The following is a 19,617-nucleotide window of genomic DNA, read 5'->3' as shown; positions in this document are numbered from 1 at the left end:
TCTTCCTTGATCGTATCGGGGCCGGCCCCTTTCGCCAGCAGGTAGGTATCGCTGCCGACGCCACCATTGAGGACATCCGAGCCCACGCCGCCGTCGAGGATGTCATCGCCATTACCTCCGTCAAGCGAGTCATTACCATTCCCGCCGAATAATTTATCGTTTCCATCGACTCCCAGCAGCGTATCATTGTCGTCGCCGCCGTCGAGCATATCATCCTTCGCACCGCCATAAATCGAATCGGTCCCACTCAGGCCATAGATGCGATTCGGCGCGTTGCTATACCCCGATATGACATTTGCATCGGCAGTTCCGTAAGTTGGAAGAGTCGCCTTAACCGCAGCCTCGTCCCATACTACGCCGTCACTGAACTTAAACAGTTCTATCTGCTTACCGGGAGCGTTGAAGTAATCGATGACTTTTAGTTGATCATCCGTTCCGTACCGCATGATTAGATCATTGCCGCTTCGCTCAAAGCCCGTCAGCTCAGTGGATTTGACATCGATAAATTGCACAACATCGATCGCCGTGGTTGACGTGTCTTCATTGATGATATCGGTCCCCGACCCCGTGGAAAATAGATAGGTATCGCTGCCTGCCGCTCCCAAGAGAACATCGGAACCCACATCGCCATCCAAGGTGTCGTCACCGCTACCGCCTTCAAGCGAATCATTTCCCTGGCCGCCGAACAGCGTATCGTTTCCTTCATAGGCGGTCAAAGTATCGTTGCCGGCATCGCCGTGAAGCACATCACCGCCGTCACGCCCGGTAATGTAGTCATTCCCGCCAAGCCCGGAAATCCGGTTGCCAGCGCCGATATACCCGCTCATGGTGTCAGCGCCTTCAGTCCCCAAGTGACTGACCCGTGCCAGGATCGTCGCCGTGTCCCAGACGATGCTATCACTAAACTTAAACTGTTCGACCGTCTTCCCAAGATAAGAGGAATTGAAATAGTCGGCTACTTTTAATTGATCGGATATTCCATACCATACAAAGAGATCGTCACCTTTGCGCTCAAGTGCGATAGGTTCGGTCGATTGGATATCAACAAACTGCACGACGTCGATTGTCGCGCTAGAGGCATCCTCTTTGATCGTGTCGATGCCGGCTCCCCTAGCCAATATATAGGTATCGCTTCCGGCGCCGCCATTGAGAAGGTCGGCGCCGATACCGCCGTCGACGGTGTCGTCGTGGCTCCCTCCTTCCAGTGAATCATTGCCATCGCCACCGAGCAGCACGTCATTCCCATCGTAGCCAGCCAAGGTATCACTGCCCACGCCGCCCTCCAACAGATCATCTCCCTCTCTGGCGCTGAGATAATCGTCTCCATCCAGTCCATAAATGCGGTTATCGGCACCACCATAACCAGTAATGGTGTCCGCAGCGTTGCTCCCGACAGTTTTTACCTGAGCCAGGACGGTAGCGACATCCCAGCTTACATCGCTGAATTTGAGTTGTTCGATTTTCTGACCCGGATAGGAGACGTTGAAATAATCAACCATCGTAACTTGATCAGAGGCACCATATTGAACTAGGAGGTCATTTCCCCTGCGCTCTAGCACGTTGACGGCTGAGGATGCAATATTGACAAAATGAGCCACATCGAGCGGACTGGTCGAGGTGTCGCCATCCTTGAGAATATCGTTGCCCGAACCTGTTGAAAATATATATAGATCACTGCCAGAGCTGCCGTACAGGGTGTCGTTACCAGCGCCCCCATCCAGCACATCGTCGCCTTGCCCCCCATTCAGCGAGTCGTTGCCATCGCCACCCAACAATGCATCGTTCCCTTCATATCCGACGACTAAGTCGTCGCCAGCGCCGCCATCGATCAAGTCATTGCCGTCACGTGCGTCGAGATAATCATTACCGTCAAGTCCATAAATGCGGTTATCGGCGCCGCCATATCCAGTGACGGTATCCGCAGCGTTGGTCCCGACGGTTCTTACCTTGGCCAAGACGGCGGCGACATCCCAGCTCACGTCGCTGAATCGGAGTTGCTCGATTTTTTGGCCTGGGTAGGAGACGTTGAAATAGCCGATCATGGTGACTTGATCAGACGCTCCATATTGAAGAACAAGGTCGTCTTCCCGGCGCTCGAGCCCGTTGACGGCTGAGGATGCGATATCGACAAAGTGAGCCACATCAATCGCGCTGGTCGAGGTATCACCATCCCTGATAATATCGGCGCCCGAGCCGGTTGAAAGTATATATACATCACTGCCGGAGCTGCCGTATAGGGTATCCTTGCCAGCGCCGCCAACTAGCGTATCGTCGCCTTGTCCGCCATCCAGAGAGTCATCGCCATCGCTGCCCAACAATGAATCGTTTCCTTCATATCCCAGGACCGAATCGTCACCAACTCCGCCGTCGATTAAGTCGTTACCACCGCGCGCGTCCAGATAATCATTCCCTTCTAGACCGTAGATACGGTTATCGGCCCCGGCGTAGCCGGTAATTGTCTCGCCGGAGCTGGTGCCAAGCGTAACGACCCGCGCCAGAATCGCTGCCGTATCCCATGTCACAGCATCGCTGAATTTGAACTCCTCGACTTTTTTGCCGGGATAACCAACGCTGAAGTAGTCCACGACCGAAAGAAAGTCGTCCAACCCGTACTGCAATATCAAATCATTTCCCTTGCGTAGAAGTGATGTGACTTCCTCCGATCTTACGTCCATGAACCGCACTACATCGGTCGATGTGATGGAGGTGTCTTCGTTGATCGTATCGGTTCCCGATCCTTTCGAGAGTAAATATGTGTCACTCCCTGCTCCGCCATCGAGAACGTCGTTACCCTTTCCACCAACCAGCACGTCGATGCCCGCGCTCCCGTTCAGGGTGTCGCTGCCGACATGCCCCATAAGAATGTCATCACCTCCGTTGCCCGTCGCCGTGCTCTCGTTGGCGTCGGTGATGATGATGTCTTCCTTCGACGATCCATATGGAGAGAAATTAGTTTGACCGGCTATCTTGACACCGACAGCCATATAGTTGTCCAACACCTCTTGGGACAGGGCAAGCGATTGCATTGCCTCGGCCGCCAGCAATTTCCCGTCCCAACCTTGCATATCGCCAAGCCCGGAGAAGCGATTGAACTCCATTAGCCCTATCAATCCATTCAGAGGGTTCGCTTCAATGGAATTTTTGAAGTATAGCTGCAGTTGGGAAAAATCAAATTCCGTAGTCTGATCGCCGAAGGAAATTTCTATTTTGTCAAATAGTTCTTGAAAGCGAGTTTGAGCTAATAGACCAGCATAGACGGAATCCCGCAGGCCTTCGTATGACTTTGTGAACAAATTCATATGCTCTTGGGTGAAAAAAACATCTACTTGGGTATGACGTCCGTCGGCGGTGGTGAAATATGAAGTAATACCCGGCCCGCTATAACCTATTGAAACGGAATTTCCAACTGTCTCACCCACATGCTTGTTGAATAGATTCCTGCCATTGAATGCCTCAAGTATATGTATTTTTGCATCCCATTCTTGTGACACGCTTCTGAATTCATCAGCGGTTAATTTGCTGTAAAGCTTCTCTCCGTATCCCCAAATGGCGAGCACTTGATTCGTGGGGCCGTTGGAGATGGGGCCAAATAAATGTTCTTGATCTGATTTAAGGGTTGAAGTAGACGCCCATTCTTTTAATATCAGGTCCACTAGCGAACGTTGCTCGCCAGAATCTTGTGATTGCACGAATTGTTCTAACAAGCCTTTCAAAATACTGGAAAGGCTGGCGGCATCATGCAACGAGCGCACTACCCCGGAGCCTCCCATATCGGGGAGCGCATCGACACCCGCTGCAAGCGGAATATGGTCGGTAAACTGGCTGATGAACGTATCTTGAGCCAGATTTATGTCCGCCATTTGAGCAATATCGCCCATGGTGCCAAGACTGCCATCCGTTTTGATATAGGTCCCTAGATCCGCCAGTTGGTTGCCATTTGGTAATATTGTGCTATTTTCTTTTTTTGCAACATTGAAGCTGGCGATCCCAAGTTCGGCCAATGACAGCAATTCGCCGGTCTCTGATATGCCATTTTGATTTAAATCGGTCCAGACGCGCAACGATGACCAGTTACCATCTGAACTATCCACTTTTCCATCTGAATTTTTATCTTCGAAAGCCAAAGCTGCGAATCCATCCCGCGCCTTGATGTCGCCAATAGGACTCGAATCCCCAAAGAGTTCCGTGCCGTTATCTATCGTTCCATTGCCGTTTCGGTCCAGCACTAAAAAGCCATCGGAAGGCAGAACCCATCCAGAACTTGTTTTTATGCCGTCGCCGTCCTGATCGAATAGAATAGGATTGGTTTGAGATACCCCGACCGAATCAAGACCATTTCCATTAAGGTCCAGCGTGAGGGGGTCTTTGCGAGGCGGGTTGGTTACAGTATTGAAGTTATTCTTGGTTTCAGGTGAGATGCCGTGGTCCGGCTTTGTCGCGTCGGAATTTGAAGAGCTATCGGGATTGATGAGGTCGTAAATTTTTGAGCCGATATGCAGGTCGTTCGCGGTATTAATAGCTTGATTAACAATTGAAGCAGCTGCGGCTCCGACGCCAAATGCTTTACCGACGTTAGTAAGTCTTTGGGCCACTAGCGGATCGTCGATCAATCCCATATCCATTAGCCGTTTTCCGATTCCAGCGGGGTCTTTCCCTAAAGCACCAATTGCTGAGCTCAAGCCGGAGATTGCATACGTCGAGCCAAATCCGGCAAGCGTTCCTGCAGCATATGCTGCTGAAACCGCCATTACGTGGGCGGTTGAGGCTGCGGCGTCGGCATAGTTCCCGTTTTCGAAGGAAGTTATTGCGCTGGTGACCTTGTCGCCCAAGGCGCTGGTTGCGGATGCTTTAGGAGTAAGTGGTGGTAAACCAAACATTTTATGCTTTCTGGAATTGGATTCTCATATGGAAGATTAGGTGCGCAAATATAGTTGCAGCACAAAACATCCCAAAAAGGTTGAACGAGAGTGACCATTTAGTTAGCTGGACTGGCCAATCATGGGCGATCGGGCTTGGTTCGCTTAGAGCTTGATTTAGCTGCAGGCCAAAAGCGAGCAAATAAATTCCATAAATTGAATTTCTTTTAAAAAACTCTTTCCATGATGTTTTTTCTATACGTTCAGTTGCAAAAAGACGTATGAGGTTAAATATAAAAAATAATGAAATTGTTATAAATGGAAAGGCAAGAAATCCGTATTTATTAAAAAAATCGGGCGGAACTAGGAAATTCAACAGAGAAAATGTGTAAATGCAAAACGTCGAATACGATGTTGTGAAAAACAACACAAAAAGTGTCAATGTCAATTCTGGAATAAGATATTTCATAAAAACTCACAATAGGTTCGTGGTTTTTGAGCGGGACAATTGGGCAGAAACTTGTTGTCAATATGGAACTCATTGGCGATCAGATGCCGGGAGATGCGGAAGCACGTGGCCTTTGCGTCCATAATGTAGTACGGGAAATAATTCCAGTTGGAAATAATATTGTAAAGCTGTCTTTCGCGAAAAAATCTATCCAAAAGTAACGGGTGAAGTAGCTGGCTAAAATATAGTCTTTCGGCGCGACAGATCACTGTGGCAGGGTTAGCTACGAGGCGCGGCTTCTAAAAATGACGCGCATGGGACGGGCGCATGTTGACAAAGTGCTTGGTGGGGCGCGAAGGGGGGGCGGTCGGGGAAGATGGGCTATCTTGCTGCAATCCCCTGCCATTTGCTTTGAAACGGCGCCCAGTGTTCTCACTTGGGGTGCATAGGTGTTATGCTTGCATGAGAATAAACAGAGATCCTCGCTATGCAACAAAAAGCACCCCGCCGCACCCGTGAACGCATACTGGAACTGTCCCTACGCTTGTTTAACGAGTTTGGCGAACCCAACATCACCACGACGGTGATCGCCGAGGAGATGAATATCTCGCCGGGGAACCTGTATTACCATTTCCGCAATAAGGACGACATCGTCAACTCGATCTTCGTCCAGTTCGAGGCCGAGATCGAACGCATCCTCACCGTGCCCAACGGCCGGCGCTCGAACATCGACGACGTCTGGATGTACCTGCACCTGATGTTCGAGCTGATCTGGCGCTACCGCTTCTTCTACCGCGACCTCAACGATTTGCTGTCGCGCAACCGCAAGCTGGAGCTGCACTTCAAGCAGATCCTGGCGCACAAGATCAAGGTCGCCAAGCAGCTGTGCGAGGACTTGCGCAGCGAAAAATCGCTGGAGGCGTCCGACGCCGCCATCGACGCCATGGCTACCAACATGGTGGTGGTGGCGACGTACTGGCTGTCGTACGAGTACGTGCGCAACCCGCGCAAATACAGCGAGCAGCAATCGATGGCCGACGCGCTGGCGCGCGGCTGTTACCAGGTGCTGTCGCAGATCGGGCCGTATCTGCGCAATGAGACCAGTTTGCTGTTCCAGAAACTGTCCGAAGAATATCTGAAGAAGCTCAAGTGAGCCGCGGAGACACCATGGCCTGGACCCCTTTCCCTTATCCCGATCCCGCCTACCGCTACACGCCGGAGGGCCTGAAGGCGGCCTGGCCGGCGCTGCACAGCGGCGACCTGGAGCCGTTCCCGGCCAATCCGGCGCTGCTGCAGGCCTGGATCGCCTTCCATGCCGGCGAGTTCGAGCGGGCCGCGCGGCTCGGGCTGGACGCCGGCGTGAACGGCTATTCGGTCGCCCACAAGGCGATCTGCATTTACGCCCAGTATCTGGAAACGAGCGTCAAGAAGCGTATCGCCACCTTTGAATGCGTGGCCGAGCGCTGCGAACGCCAGCAGCGCGAGCAGCCCGGCAATCCGGCCGGCTATTACTGGCACGCCTACGCGCTGGGTTACTACGCCGAGGGCATCTCGGTGGTCAAGGCGCTGGCGCAGGGGCTCGGCCCGCGCGTGCGCGCCAGTCTGGAAAAAACCGTCCAGCTGGCGCCGGCGCGCGCCGACGCCCATGTCGGCCTGGGCGTGTACCACACCGAGATCGTCGACAAGGTCGGCGCCATGATCGGCGGCCTGACCTACGGCGTCAAGAAGGAGGAGGGCTACCGCCACTTCGAGACCGCGCTGCGGCTCGATCCCGATTCGGCGATCGCGCGCATCCAGTACGGCCACGCGCTGGCGATGCTCGACGGTAAAAAGAAAATGGCCGATGCCACTGCCTTGCTGGAACAGGCCGCGCGCCTGGCCCCGCGCGACGCGATGGAGCGGCTCGATGTCGAGGCCGCGCGACAGGAACTCATGGAGGAAAAGCAGCAGTGACGAAGACGATTTGTGTGTATTGCGGCGCCAACGCGGGCGCCAGCCCCGTCTACGCCGAGGCGGCGCGCGCGCTGGGCCGGGCGCTGGTCGATCAAAACCTGGCGCTGGTGTACGGCGGCGGCAAGGTCGGACTGATGGGCATCATCGCCGACGAGGTGCTGCGGCTCGGCGGCGAGGCGACCGGCGTGATACCCACCGCGCTGGTCGAGCTTGAAGTGGGCCACACCGGCCTGACGCGCCAGTTCATCGTCAAGGACATGCATGAGCGCAAGGCGATGATGGCCAGCCTGTCGGACGGCTTCATCGCCATGCCCGGCGGCATGGGCACACTGGAGGAGTTGTTCGAGATGCTGACCTGGTCGCAGCTGGGCATCCACGCCAAGCCGATCGGCCTGCTCAATGTCGACGGCTTCTACGATGGCTTGATCGACTTCATCGCCCACGCCAGGGAGCAGGGCTTCATCCGTCCGCAGCACGCGGCGCTGATGATGTCCGAGAGCGATCCGCAGGCGCTGCTGAAGCTGCTGAAGGCCTAGGGCCTCGGCCTTTCCTGCATGGCCGCCGCGCGCCACATCCTGATCCTTGCCGCCGGCAGCGCCGGCGACGTCTATCCCTTCATCGCCGTCGGCCAGGCCCTGCTGCGGCGCGGCTACGACGTCACCCTGGTCGCCTCCGACAATTTCAGGGAGCGGGTCGAGCGCGCCGGCATGGCCTTCGCCTCCGGCCTGAGCCAGGCCGAGCTCGACGAGCTGGTGCACGACCCCGACCTGTGGCATCCGCAGAAGGGTCTGTTCACGATCTGGAAGCATATGGCCGGGCATTTCGCCCCCTCGTATGCGCGGCAGCTGGCGCTGGTTGAAGCGCGGCCCACGGTGATCGTGGCCAGCACCCTGGCGATGACCGGCCGCATTTTGCAGGAAGCCAGGGGCGTGCCGTTGGCCACGGTCCATCTGGCGCCGGCGTGTTTCTTTTCCGCCTATGACCCGGCCGCGCGCGCCGGACTGGAGTGGCTGGCCGGGATGCCGCCGTGGATGGTGCGCATCGTGCTCGGCTTGATCGACCGCCTGTTGATCGATCCCGCCGTTCGCCCCGGCGTCAACGGCTTGCGCGCCTCGCTCGGCCTGGCGCCCGCGCGCCGCATACTGAGCTGGTGGCTGCATTCGCCACAACGCGTCATCTGCGCGTTTCCCGACTGGTTAGCCGCGCCGCAGCCCGACTGGCCGCCGAACACCGTGTGCACCGGCTTTCCGCGCATGCCGGCCGCGCCGGATGATTCCCTCGGCGAGGAGCTGCGGCGCTTCCTCGATGCCGGCGCGGCGCCGATCGCCGTCACGCCCGGTTCGGCGATGGCGCACGGCCGCGCCTTCATCGAACGGGCGATCGCGGCGGCCGAGGCCTTGCAACAGCGGGTGGTGGTGATCACGCCGTTCCGCGACCAGTTGCCGCCGGTGTTGCCGGTGTTTGTGCACCACGTGGCGTATGCGCCGTTCGACGCGCTGGCGCCCCGCGTGGCGCTGTTCGTCCACCACGGCGGCATCGGCACCAGCGCCACGGTGATGGCGGCGGGCAAGCCGCAGCTGGTCGTGCCGTTTTCGTACGATCAACCCGACAACGGCAGGCGCCTGGCGCGCCTCGGCGTGGGCGACATGGTCAAGCTCGACGCGCCGCTCGCCGCCTGGACCGCCGCGCTGTCCGGGCTGCTGAACCGGCCGGAGGTGGCCGGCGCCTGCGCGGCGCTGGCCGCGAAGCTGGCGGCCGAACGCCCGCCCGCCGAACAGATCGCCGATTTGATCGTGGCGTTGGCGGCGGAAGTGCCGCATAATCCGCCATAATTTCAGAAAAACAACAAGGAGACGAAGTGACTCATCGACTGGGCAAGGTACTGATCGCCTTCATTCTCGCGGGCTGCGCCTGCATTGCTGCGACGTCTGCAACGGCCGCCGAGCCGGCCCCGCCGGCCGCGGCGCGCGCCGTCGACGGCCGCGAACGCATCAACATCGACAAGGACTGGCGCTTCGCCCACGGCCACGCCTACGACGCGCAAAAGGATTTCCGGCACGGCCTGCGACCCTTCTTCTTCGCCAAGGCGGGCTATGGCGACGGCCCGGCGGCCGTCGACTTCAGCGACGCCGCCTGGCGCAAGCTGGACCTGCCGCACGACTGGGCGGTCGAGTTGCCGTTCGATGCGCGCGCCAACACCAACCACGGCTCGCTGGCCATCGGCCGCAGCTTCCCGGAAAACAGCGTCGGCTGGTATCGCAAGGTGATCCATATCCCGGCCGCCGACAAGGGGCGCCGCATCTCGCTGGAGTTCGACGGCGTGTACCGCAACAGCGTGGTCTGGGTGAACGGCCACTACATCGGCACCGAGCCGAGCGGCTACTCGGGCTTCCGCTACGACATCACCGATTATCTGACCGTCGGCGGCGACAACGTCATCGCCGTGCGCGCCGACGCCACGGTGGAGGAGGGCTGGTTTTACGAGGGCGCCGGCATCTACCGCCATGTCTGGCTGACCAAGACCGATCCGCTGCACGTGGCGCAGTGGGGCACCTTCGTCAAAACCAAGGTGGATGGCGGCAAGGCCCGCGTCGACGTCGACGTCACCGTGGTCAACGACGGCAAGAGCGCGCAAGCGTTCACCTTGCGCCAGCAGGTGTACGGGCCCGACGGCAAGCTGGTGGCGCAGGCCGAGCAGGCCCGCCGCTCCGTGGGCGCCGTGCGCGATGGCGGCTTCAGCTCGGCGCTGACGGTGCCGCGTCCGCGTCTGTGGTCGCTCGAAGAACCGAACCTGTACACCCTGAAGACCACGCTGCTGCAAGGCGGCCGGGTGGTCGACAGCTACGACACCCGCTTCGGCATCCGCACCGTGGTGTTCGATCCGGACAAGGGCTTCTCGCTGAACGGCAAGCCGCTCAAGCTGCAGGGCACCAACAACCACCAGGACCACGCCGGCGTCGGCGTGGCGCTGCCGGACGGCTTGCAGAGCTGGCGCCTGAAGCAGCTCAAGTCGTTCGGCGTGAACGCCTACCGCGCCTCGCACCATCCGCCGACGCCGGAACTGCTGGACGAGGCCGACCGGCTGGGCATGCTCGTCATCGACGAACACCGCATGATGGGCACGACGCCCGAGGTGCGCGGCCAGCTCGAGCGCATGATACGGCGCGACCGCAACCATCCGAGCGTCATCATCTGGTCGGTGGGCAACGAGGAATGGGCGCTGGAGTGGAAGGACCCCGGCCCCCATCTGGCGCGCGAGATGGACGAGTACGTCAAGCGCATGGATCCGACGCGGCGTACCATGCTGGCCGCCAGCGGATCGGGCAAGGGCGTGTCGCTGGGGGCGGACGTGATCGGCTTTAACTACGGCGCCCAGCACGACGTCGACCAGTTCCACCGCGACCATCCGGCCAAGCCGGCGATGATGTCCGAGGAGGGCTCGACCTTCACCACGCGCGGCATCTACTTCGACGAGCCGGCGCGCTCCCATCTGAACGCCTACGACCGCCAGGGTCGCCCGGGCAGCAGCCTCAGTATCGAAGAGGGCTGGCGCCGCGTCCAGGAGCGCGACTGGATGAGCGGCATGTTCGTCTGGACCGGCTTCGACTACCGGGGCGAGACCACGCCGTTCGGCTGGCCGGCCGTCGGCTCGCAGTTCGGCATGCTCGATACCACCGGCGTGTTGAAGGACACGGCCTACTACCTTAAATCGGTGTGGACGCGCGAACCGATGGTGCACATCCTGCCGCACTGGAACTGGGCGGGCAGGGAGGGGCAACCGATCAAGGTGCACGTCTACAGCAACGGCGACGCGGTCGAGTTGTTCCAGGATGGCCGCCCGCTGGGCCGCAAGGCGATGGTCAAGGACGGCAAGCTCGAGTGGATGGTGCCCTATCAGGCCGGCAAGTTGACCGCGACCGCCTACCGCGACGGCCAGCCGGTGGCCACGGCCGAGGTGGCGACCACCGGCGCCGGCGCGCGCGTCGCGCTGAGCGCCGACAAAACCGTCCTTAAGCCCGACGGCACCGATGTCGCCGTCGTGTGGGTCAACGTCGCCGATGCAGCCGGCAAGATCGTGCCGACCGCCGGCGACCTGGTCGGCTTCGAGGTATCCGGCCCGATCCGCATCATCGGCGTCGGCAACGGCGATCCCGGTTCGCACGAGGCGGACCGTCCGTCCGACCGCCACAGCTTCGTGCAACTCTCCGGCTGGCGCACGCTCGCCGTCGACAGCGCCGACCAGCCGGCCGCGCTGGCCGCGACGGCCGATACGTCGTCGTGGCGCGACCCGGCCGCGTGGTTGCCGCCCACGGAGCAGCCGCCATTGACGCGCTATCTGGTGTTGCGCGGCGAGTTCCCACGTCCCGCCATGGCGCAGGACGGCCGCGCCGCCCTGTTCATCGACCGCCTGGACGCCGACCAGGCGGTGTATGTGAACGGCCGCGCGGTCGAGGCGACGCCGGTCGACGGCGGCCTGATGATCGCGCTGGAGGGCGCGCGGCTGAAGGACACCAACAGCCTGGCCTATGTCGTGGCGACGCCGAAGGATGGCGTGCAGGGCATGTTCGACCGCTCCGTCGGCACCAGCAAATGGGGTGTGCTGCGCGTCACCGCGCCGGCGGCGCCGTGGCAGCGGCGCGTGTTCAACGGCTGGGCACAGGTGATCGTGCAATCGACCGGGCAAGCCGGGGAGGCCAGCTTGACGGCCAGGTCGCCCGGCCTGGCGCCGGCGGCGATCCGGTTCCAGACAGGGCCGGCCGCCCGTTAACGTTCGACCAACGTTCGACCCTATGCGGCCGCCGCATAGGGTCAGTTCCAAATTGCATAACCTTGTGTGGTCGTGCGGATATCGTGGAGGCATGACTTCCACACAAAAATGCATCGGCATCATCGGCGGCCTCGGCACGCTTGCGGGCGCGGACGTGCACCGCAAGATGCTGCGCGGCGTCGCCCGCGACGCCTTTCCCGACCAGTACCGCATCCTGTACCGGCACCACCATTTTGAAGGAGCCGACCGCCAACCGGGCGGCGGCGCGGCGCTGTACGGGCGCCAGTTGTATGTCTACGACATGGTGCAGCGCTACGCGCGGGCCGGCGCCGACAGCGTCATGCTGCCTTGTTTTATCAGCCACACTTTCCTGCACCAGCTGCGCGCCGAACTGCGCCTGCCCATCATCAGTCTGATGGACGCCGTGCTGGCCACGCTGGAGCGGGGCGGCGCCGGCATCGGCGCCCGCACCGTCGGCGTGCTCACGTCCGACCACGTGCGCGGCGAGCGCCTGTTCGAACGCCACCTGGAACCGGCCGGTTACCGGCTGCTCTATCCGCAGCCGGAGATCCAGCGGCGCTGCGTCATGGGGGCAGTCTACGGCGCGGGGGGATTGCAGGCCGGCGCCCCGACACCGCACGCGGCGGCCCTGCTGATGGAGGCGTGCCGCGACCTGATGGCGCGGGGAGCAGATGTCATCGTGCCAGGCGCGACCGACATCGCCATCGTCGCCGGCCTGCTGCGCGCCGGCGGCATGCCGGTATTGGACAGCAACCAGGCATACGTCGATTTCGCGCTGGCGCAAGAGGAGTTCCAAGGGCGCCAGCCGCCGGGCGCTTTCAAGATCGGCATCGTCGGCGGCGTCGGTCCGGCGGCGACGGTCGATTTCATGGACAAGATCATCTCGAACACCGATGCCCGGCGCGATCAGGACCATATCAAGCTTGTCGTCGACCACAACCCGCAGATTCCCGACCGCACCGCCAATCTGATCGGCGACGGCGAGGACCCCACGCTGGCGATCTATGCCGCGTGCAAACGGCTGGAGGCCAACCAGGCCGATCTGATCGCCATTCCCTGCAACACCGCCCACGCCTATGTCGAGCGCATCCGACGGCAATTGACTATCCCCATCGTCAACATGCTGCACGAAACGGTGCGGCATATCGGCTTGCGCCACCCCGGGCGCCGCCGGGTGGGCCTGCTGGCGACCACCGGCACCATCGGCAGCCGGGTGTATCACCAGGCCGCGGCGGGCGCGCCGTTTGAATTGCTGGTGCCGGACCAGGCGCACCAGGCTTTGGTGACGCGCGCCATTTATGGCGAGCGCGGCGTCAAGGCCGGTTATCTGGACGGCGAATGCCGGGACGATTTGATGCGGGCGCTGGCGCATCTGGCCGACGCCGGCGCCAGCGTGGTGATCCTGGGTTGCACCGAACTGCCGCTGCTGCTGCGCGAGGACGCGGCGTTCGCCGTCGGCGGGCGCGAGGTCGCGCTGCTCGACCCGACCGCGATCCTGGCGCGGCGTTGTGTGGCGCTGGCGCGCCAATAGCCGGTCGCCGGCCCGGCGTTCCGCGGCGTCACCGCGCCTTTGCGGGGGCCAGGCCGGCCAGCAAGGCTTGTAGCTCGGTTTGCGCCAGCAGGAAGTCGAAGTCGTCGATGGCCGCTTGCAGCGTGGCCAGGCGCCGCGCCACGGCGGCGGGCGCTCCCGCCACGCTACAGGCCAGCGCGGCCAGCGCGGCGTCGTCAAGCGCGCCGCGCCGCAGCGCCGGCAGCAGCGCTGCGGCGCTGGCGAGCGCGCCCGCCGGATCGAAGGCCGTGGCCGCCGGGCCCCGTTCGGCCGGCGGCAGTTCCATCGCCCGCGCGATCTCGTGCGACGGCGCCGGCCAGTCCACCGGTTTGGAGGCGAAGCCGTCCATGCGCGGCATTTGCAGGTCCATCGGGATCACGTCGGAGCGCGGCGCCGCCGCCATCCGCGCGGCCTGCGCGCCGTCGCCGGCCGTGCCGAGCGCGTGGCCGTGCTTGGCCGGCAGCCCCAGGTTGGGCGGCGCGTCGTCCGCCGCCGGCGCGCCGGCCGCTTGCAGCGGCAGCGTCACGTGGAAGGTCGTGCCCGCGCCGGCCGTGCTCTCGACCCGGATCGTGCCGCCCATCAGCGACACCAGTTGCCGGCTGATGGTCGTGCCCAGTCCGGTGCCGCCGAAACGCCGCGTCATCGAGGCGTCGGCCTGGGTGAACGGCTCGAAGATGGCGGCGAGCCGTTCGGGCGCGATGCCGATGCCGGTGTCGCGCACGGCGATGCGCAGCATGTCCTTGTCGGCGCTGGCGCGCAGGCCGACGCCGCCGGCGGCGGTGAACTTGACCGCGTTGTCGAGCAGGTTGCCGAGGATCTGGCGCATGCGCAGCTCGTCGCCGTGCAGCCGCGGCGCCAGCGCGGGGTCGTAATCGACGTCGAACGCCAGCCCCTTGGCGCGCGCGACGGCGCCGAAGGTGGCGGCCAGGTCGTCGATCAGGCCGAGCAGGCTGTAGTCGCAAGGCTCCAGCTCCATCGAGCCCTTGTCGAGCTTGGCGGTGTCGAGGATTTTGTTGAGCAGGCGCAGCAGCGAGCGCCCCTGCTTGCGCACCGTGTCGAGATGGCGGCGCTGGTCGGCGTCCAGGTCGGTGTCGAGCAGCACGTCGGTGAAGCCGAGGATGGCGTTCATCGGCGTGCGGATCTCGTGGCCCATGTTGGCGACGAAGCTGGCGCGCGCCGCCGCCGCCCGTTCCGCCGTCTCCTTGGCTTGGCGCAGTTGGTGCTCCATCTGGTGGCGCTCGCTGATGTCGAGCACCACGCCGTCGATCCAGCGCATCGCCGCGTCGCCCTCGTCGTGGGTGACGGCGCCGTGCTCCCACATCCAGCGCGTGTCGCCGTTGGCGTGGCGCAGCCGGTATTCGACCTGGTAGGGACGCCGTTCGGCCACGCTGCGGGCGATCTCGGCCTCGACGCCGGGGCGGTCCTCGGGCAGCACCAGGTCGGCCAGCGCGCGGGTGCGCCCGGGGCCGACGAAATCGCTGGCCGGATAGCCCGCCAGCCGCTCGACGGCGTCGCTGATGAACACCGGCGGCGCGCCGGCGCGCAGGCCGTAGCGGAAGGAGATGCCCGGAATGTTGCCGATCAGCGAACGGAATTGCTGTTCGCTGTCGCGCAGCGCCTGCATGATGGCGCGCCGCTCGCTGATGTCGGTGATGAACAGCACGTACAGGTCGCGGCCGGCGAGCCGCGCGTGGCCCAGCGCGCTGCGGATCGGCACCTGGCCGCCGTCCTTGCGCACGGCGTTGACCTCCCTGCTGTTGCCGTTGACGATGGGGATGCCGGTGCGCAGGTAGTGCAGCAAGCCGTCGCGGTCGGCGCGCTCGGGGTCGGCCATCAGCAGGCGGATGTCGCGGCCGACGATCTCGGCGCGGGTCCAGCCGAAGATGCGTTCGGCCGAGACGTTGAACTCGTGGATGGTGCCGTCGCGGTCGATGGTGATGACGCCGTCGACGGTGGTGGTGAGCAGGGCGCGCATCCAGCTTTCGGTTTCGCTTTGCCGGCGGAACAGTTGCGGGTAGCGCAGCAGCGCGTTGGCCGCCATGACGAGTGCGGTGATGACGAGCGTAAGCAGGGTGACGGTCAGCGCCAGGGACGCGGTGTTGTGCGCCGGCGCGGCGCCGGCCGGCAATTGGCCGACAAAGCGCGCCGCCGCCATGCCGGTGTAATGCATGCCGGCGATGGCGCCGCCCATGACGACGGCGCTGATCGGTCCCGGTGCGCGCGCCGGCAGGCGCACGCCCGGCCGGCCCAGGCCGAAGCGTATCCAGATCGCCAGCGTGGCCAGCGCCACCGCCACCACGATCGACAGCGCGAACATGGCCGGATCGTAGCGCAGTTCCAGGTTCATGCGCATGGCCGCCATGCCGGTGTAGTGCATGGCGCCGATGCCGGCGCCGACCAATACGCCGCCGGTGAGCAGCGCCGGCGTGCCGAGCCGGGGCCGGCTGATGATGGCCAGCGCCAGGCCGGACGCGGCTATGCTGGGCAGCACCGACAGCATGGTGGTGCCGTGGTGGTAATCGACGGCGGTGCACAGGTCGAAGGCCAGCATGCCGATGAAGTGCATGGCCCACACGCCGGTGCCCAGGGCCAGGCCGCCGGTGCCCAGCATGACGGCGCGCACGCCGGCGCTGGTGCTGTTCTGCACCTGGCCGACCACCCGCAAGCCCATCCATGATGAGAAGATCGCCACCAGTATCGACAGCAGCACCAGCGACGGGGTGTAGGTGCCGTAATGCAGAAGGGAGGGGGTGTCCGGCGTCACGAACAGTTGCGGCATCGCCAGGCCGGTCATGGCGGGCCGCCGCGCGCCGTCGAGGCCGAAATGGCGCTCCCGGCCCGTGCCGTCGTGCCGGCACGTATTGTGATGTCCATGCGCTTTTCCCCGTTTAGCGTTGCACGGCGCGCTGGATGATCGTCCGCGCGCGCGCCGCGTCACCCATGTTTGTCGAGCAGTCGTGTGTATGGATGTAAGGTAACAAACATTTCACAGAAAAAACGTCGGGAAAAGATGGTTTTCTTGTAGGGAAATTCCTGCTCCGGGCTCCGTCCGGCGCCGCCTAGCCCTGTGGCGTGCTGCCCCGCCCAGCCGCATCTTCAACACCGCGGCCGGTCCGGTGGGGCTGGCCGCCGGCGCTCAATTCATCACGGTGAACTACGCCCATAGCCGGCCGGCGCCGGTGTCGAGATGGGTCAGGTACAGGCGCAGATCGAACTCGTACTGGTGGTAGTTCGGCTCCATGTACGTGCACAGTTTGTAGAAGGCCTTGTCGTGCTGCTTTTCCTTGACGTGGGCCAGTTCGTGCACGGCGATCATGCGCAGGAATTCCAGCGGCACTTCCTTGAACATGGTGGCGACGCGGATCTCGTGCTTGGCCTTGAGCTTGCCGCCCTGGACGCGCGAGATCGACGTGTGCAAACCCAGCGCGTGGTTGATCACGTGGATCTTGCTGTCGTACTCGACCTTGTTGATCGGCTCGGCGTTGCGCAAGTGCTCATCTTTCAATTCCTGCACGTAGTTGTACAGCGCCTTGTCGGTGCGCAGCTCGTGCGGCTTCTTGTAGCGCTTGAGCAGCACGTCGCCCAGCTGGTTCTTGGCCAGCAGTTGTGTCACTTGTTGCTGCGTTTGCTCGGAATAGGCGCTGAGGTACTTCAGGGAGGACATGGCGTGACGGCTGAAAAGAATCGAGGCGTGAATGTACCACAACCATGACAAAGGGCCGTGCGTCGAGTACGATGGCGCAAACTTCCCTGCGCTCATCCATGCTCGATATCCTCGCCATCACCAGCCCGATCTACATCATCGTCCTCGCCGGCTATCTCGCCACCCGTTTCGGCGTGTTCGAGCGGGCGGACATGCGGGTGTTCGGCAAGTTCGTGCTCAATTTCGCGCTGCCGGCGCTGATCTTCAACGCGCTGGCGACGCGCCATATCCGCGAGGTGCTGCACCCGGCGTATTTGCTGGCCTACCTGGGCGGCTCCCTGGCGATGATGACGCTCGCCTACGTGGTGGGCCGGCGCCTGGGCGGCTTGAGCCGCATGCGCAGCACCTTCCTGGCGATGGGCGTGTCGTGCTCCAACAGCAGCTTCATGGGCTTTCCGATTCTGTTGCTGATGGTGGCGCCGGTGGCCGGCGTGGCGCTGGCGCTGAACGTGATGGTGGAGAATCTGGTGATGCTGCCGTTGTTGCTGGCGATGGCGGAGAGCGCCCGGGGCGCCGGCGGGTCGTGGCACCAGGTGCTCGGGCAGTCGGTCAAGCGCCTGGCGCGCAACCCGCTGGTGCTGGCGGTGACGGCCGGCCTGGTCGTCAGCCTGGCGGAAGTGTCGCTGCCGCAGCCGGTGCTGCGCAGCGTGACCTTGTTCTCGCAGGCCAGCGGTGGCGTGTCGCTGTTCGCCATCGGCGGCACCCTGGTGGGCTTGCCTTTGGCCACCGGCTGGCAGCGCGTGCTGCCCATCGTGGCGGGCAAGCTGGTGGGGCATCCGCTGGCCGTGCTGATGATTATCGCGCTGTTGCCGCTGGTGGGCATCGCGCCGATGGAGCCGTCGCTGCGCGCGGCGGCGCTGCTGATGGCGGCGATGCCGATGTTGAGCATTTATCCGATCCTGGCGCAGGCCTACGGCGAGGCCGATCGCAGCGCGACGACCTTGTTGATTTGCATGGTGGCGTCGTTTTTCACCCTGAGCGCTTGGATGTGGTTGGTGCGGTAAAAAGCACCAACCACGCTGCGCCTCGGACGTCGGCGTTATTTCGCCTCTAATTTGGCGCGCACTTTCGCGACATCCTTTTCCGATACCGCGCCCGCCGTATTGCCCCAACCCTGGCGCACGAAGGTCGCCAGCGCGGCCGCCTCGCCGTCGCTGAGCCGCTTGCCGAAGCCCGGCATCACCAGCACCGACGGCGCCTTGTCCGTCGACGGCGTGCGCGCGCCCGCCAGCATCACATGCAGCAGCGCGGTCGGATTCTCGGCGTTGACCACGGTGGCGCCATCCAGTTCAGGGAATACCCGCGTCGCGCCCTTGCCGGTGACGAAGTGGCAGGCTACGCAGTTGTCCAGGTACAGCCGCTCGCCGAGGGTCAGCCCGACGGCGGCGGACAATTTCTTGACGGTGGCGTCGTGCCCCTGCGCCTTGACGGCGGCGCCGCGCGCCGGCGCCGGCGGCAGGGTCTTGAGGTAGGCGGCGATGTCGTTCAAATCGCCCTCGCTCAAGTGCGAGGTGCTGTGCTCGACGACGGCGGTCATCTCGCCGGCCACCGCCGAGTTCTTGTTGCGCCCGGTTTGCAGGTAGTCGACGATGGCCGCCTGGCTCCAGTGCGGCATGCCGCGCAGCGACGGCACCGGCCAGTCGTTCAGCTCGCCGCCGGCCAGGAACTTGGGCGACGAACTGTCGCCGGCCTTTTCGTTCATGGCGAAGCCGCGCGGCGTGTGGCAGCTACTGCAGTGGCCCAGTCCTTCGACCAGGTAGGCGCCGTTGCGAACTTGCGCGCTCCAGCCCGGCTGCGCCTTGAACGGCTTGTCGTCGGCGAAGAAGTAGTTCCAGAACGCCATGCCCCAGCGCAGGTTGAACGGGAAGCTCATTTGCGAGGCCGGCGGCTTGTAGGCGGCCGGCTTGACGCCGCGCTGGAAGTAGGCGTACAGCGCCTTGATGTCCTGGTCGCTGACCTTGGCGTAGCTGGTGTACGGCATGGCCGGGTACAGGTGGGTGCCGTCGGCGCGCACGCCCTTGCGCACGGCGTCGGCGAACTGCTGTTCGGTGTACTTGCCGATGCCGTGCTGCTTGTCGGGCGTGATGTTGGTCGAATAGATGATGCCGTGGCCGCTGTCGATGGCGAGGCCGCCGGCGAAGGCCGGCTTGCCCGGCGCGCTGTGGCAGGCGATGCAGTCGCCGGCGCGCGCCAGGTAGGCGCCGCGCTGGGCCAGCGTCTCGGCGGGCGCCGTGGCGGCGGCGCCGGCCGCGAGCGCCGGGGCCGCCGCCAGCGCGATGGCGGCCGCGCCCAGGAAGTGCTTGAGAGTTTTCATAACGT

The 19,617-nt window shown here is 62.9% G+C and carries 11 protein-coding genes; 7 read left to right on the top strand and 4 right to left on the bottom strand.

Translation table 11 applies throughout. The features are described from left to right. A partial coding sequence (locus AC07P1_RS18095; protein ID WP_494697119.1) for a calcium-binding protein occupies positions 1–4,877 on the bottom strand: 4,877 nt, incomplete at its 3' end. A gap of 914 nt (positions 4,878–5,791) precedes the next feature. Between AC07P1_RS18095 and AC07P1_RS18090 the strand changes: the two genes are divergently transcribed. From AC07P1_RS18090 to cuyB, 6 genes are all read left to right on the top strand, one after another. Further along, a complete protein-coding gene (locus tag AC07P1_RS18090) occupies positions 5,792–6,457 on the top strand; it encodes a TetR/AcrR family transcriptional regulator (RefSeq protein ID WP_090320420.1) in 666 nt (221 codons plus the stop codon). A gap of 14 nt (positions 6,458–6,471) precedes the next feature. Then, positions 6,472–7,257 carry a hypothetical protein gene (locus tag AC07P1_RS18085; RefSeq protein ID WP_494697118.1) on the top strand — a complete coding sequence of 262 codons (786 nt, stop codon included), beginning with the start codon at positions 6,472–6,474 and terminating at the stop codon, positions 7,255–7,257. Next, entirely contained in the window at positions 7,254–7,793 is a 540-nt protein-coding gene (locus tag AC07P1_RS18080; protein ID WP_494697117.1) for an LOG family protein, read from the top strand. The genes AC07P1_RS18085 and AC07P1_RS18080 overlap by 4 nt, the downstream gene beginning before the upstream one ends. Positions 7,794–7,811: 18 nt before the next feature. Then, positions 7,812–9,089 (top strand): glycosyltransferase, encoded by a 1,278-nt coding sequence (locus tag AC07P1_RS18075; protein ID WP_494697116.1) that lies wholly within the window; start codon positions 7,812–7,814, stop codon positions 9,087–9,089. 26 nt (positions 9,090–9,115) lie between these two features. Continuing rightward, on the top strand, positions 9,116–12,025 hold the full coding sequence (galA, locus tag AC07P1_RS18070; RefSeq protein WP_494697115.1) for a beta-galactosidase GalA: 2,910 nt from the start codon (positions 9,116–9,118) through the stop codon (positions 12,023–12,025). 91 nt (positions 12,026–12,116) lie between these two features. Next, complete coding sequence (gene cuyB / locus AC07P1_RS18065; protein WP_494697114.1) at positions 12,117–13,577, top strand: cysteate racemase; 1,461 nt, start codon at positions 12,117–12,119, stop codon at positions 13,575–13,577. Positions 13,578–13,605: 28 nt separating this feature from the next. On the opposite strand, the gene AC07P1_RS18060 is transcribed toward cuyB, so the two are convergent. Then, complete coding sequence (locus AC07P1_RS18060) at positions 13,606–16,389, bottom strand: sensor histidine kinase (RefSeq protein WP_494697113.1); 2,784 nt, start codon at positions 16,387–16,389, stop codon at positions 13,606–13,608. A gap of 360 nt (positions 16,390–16,749) precedes the next feature. Further along, the gene (locus AC07P1_RS18055; protein ID WP_494697112.1) at positions 16,750–17,259 is read right to left on the bottom strand and encodes a YgjP-like metallopeptidase domain-containing protein; all 510 of its coding nucleotides are present in this window, start codon (positions 17,257–17,259) and stop codon (positions 16,750–16,752) included. Positions 17,260–17,330: 71 nt separating this feature from the next. Here AC07P1_RS18055 and AC07P1_RS18050 point away from each other — a divergent pair, with 71 nt between their 5' ends. Continuing rightward, entirely contained in the window at positions 17,331–18,302 is a 972-nt protein-coding gene (locus tag AC07P1_RS18050) for an AEC family transporter (protein WP_494697111.1), read from the top strand. A 35-nt stretch (positions 18,303–18,337) separates the two neighbouring features. On the opposite strand, the gene AC07P1_RS18045 is transcribed toward AC07P1_RS18050, so the two are convergent. Then, on the bottom strand, positions 18,338–19,612 hold the full coding sequence (locus AC07P1_RS18045; RefSeq protein ID WP_494697110.1) for a c-type cytochrome: 1,275 nt from the start codon (positions 19,610–19,612) through the stop codon (positions 18,338–18,340). Between the last annotated feature and the right edge of the window lie 5 nt (positions 19,613–19,617).

The sequence above is a fragment of the Duganella sp. GW821-FHT07F09 genome (assembly GCF_059418705.1).
Note: the sequence above shows the minus strand (reverse complement) of the source record. Positions and strands in the feature narration are given on the sequence as shown.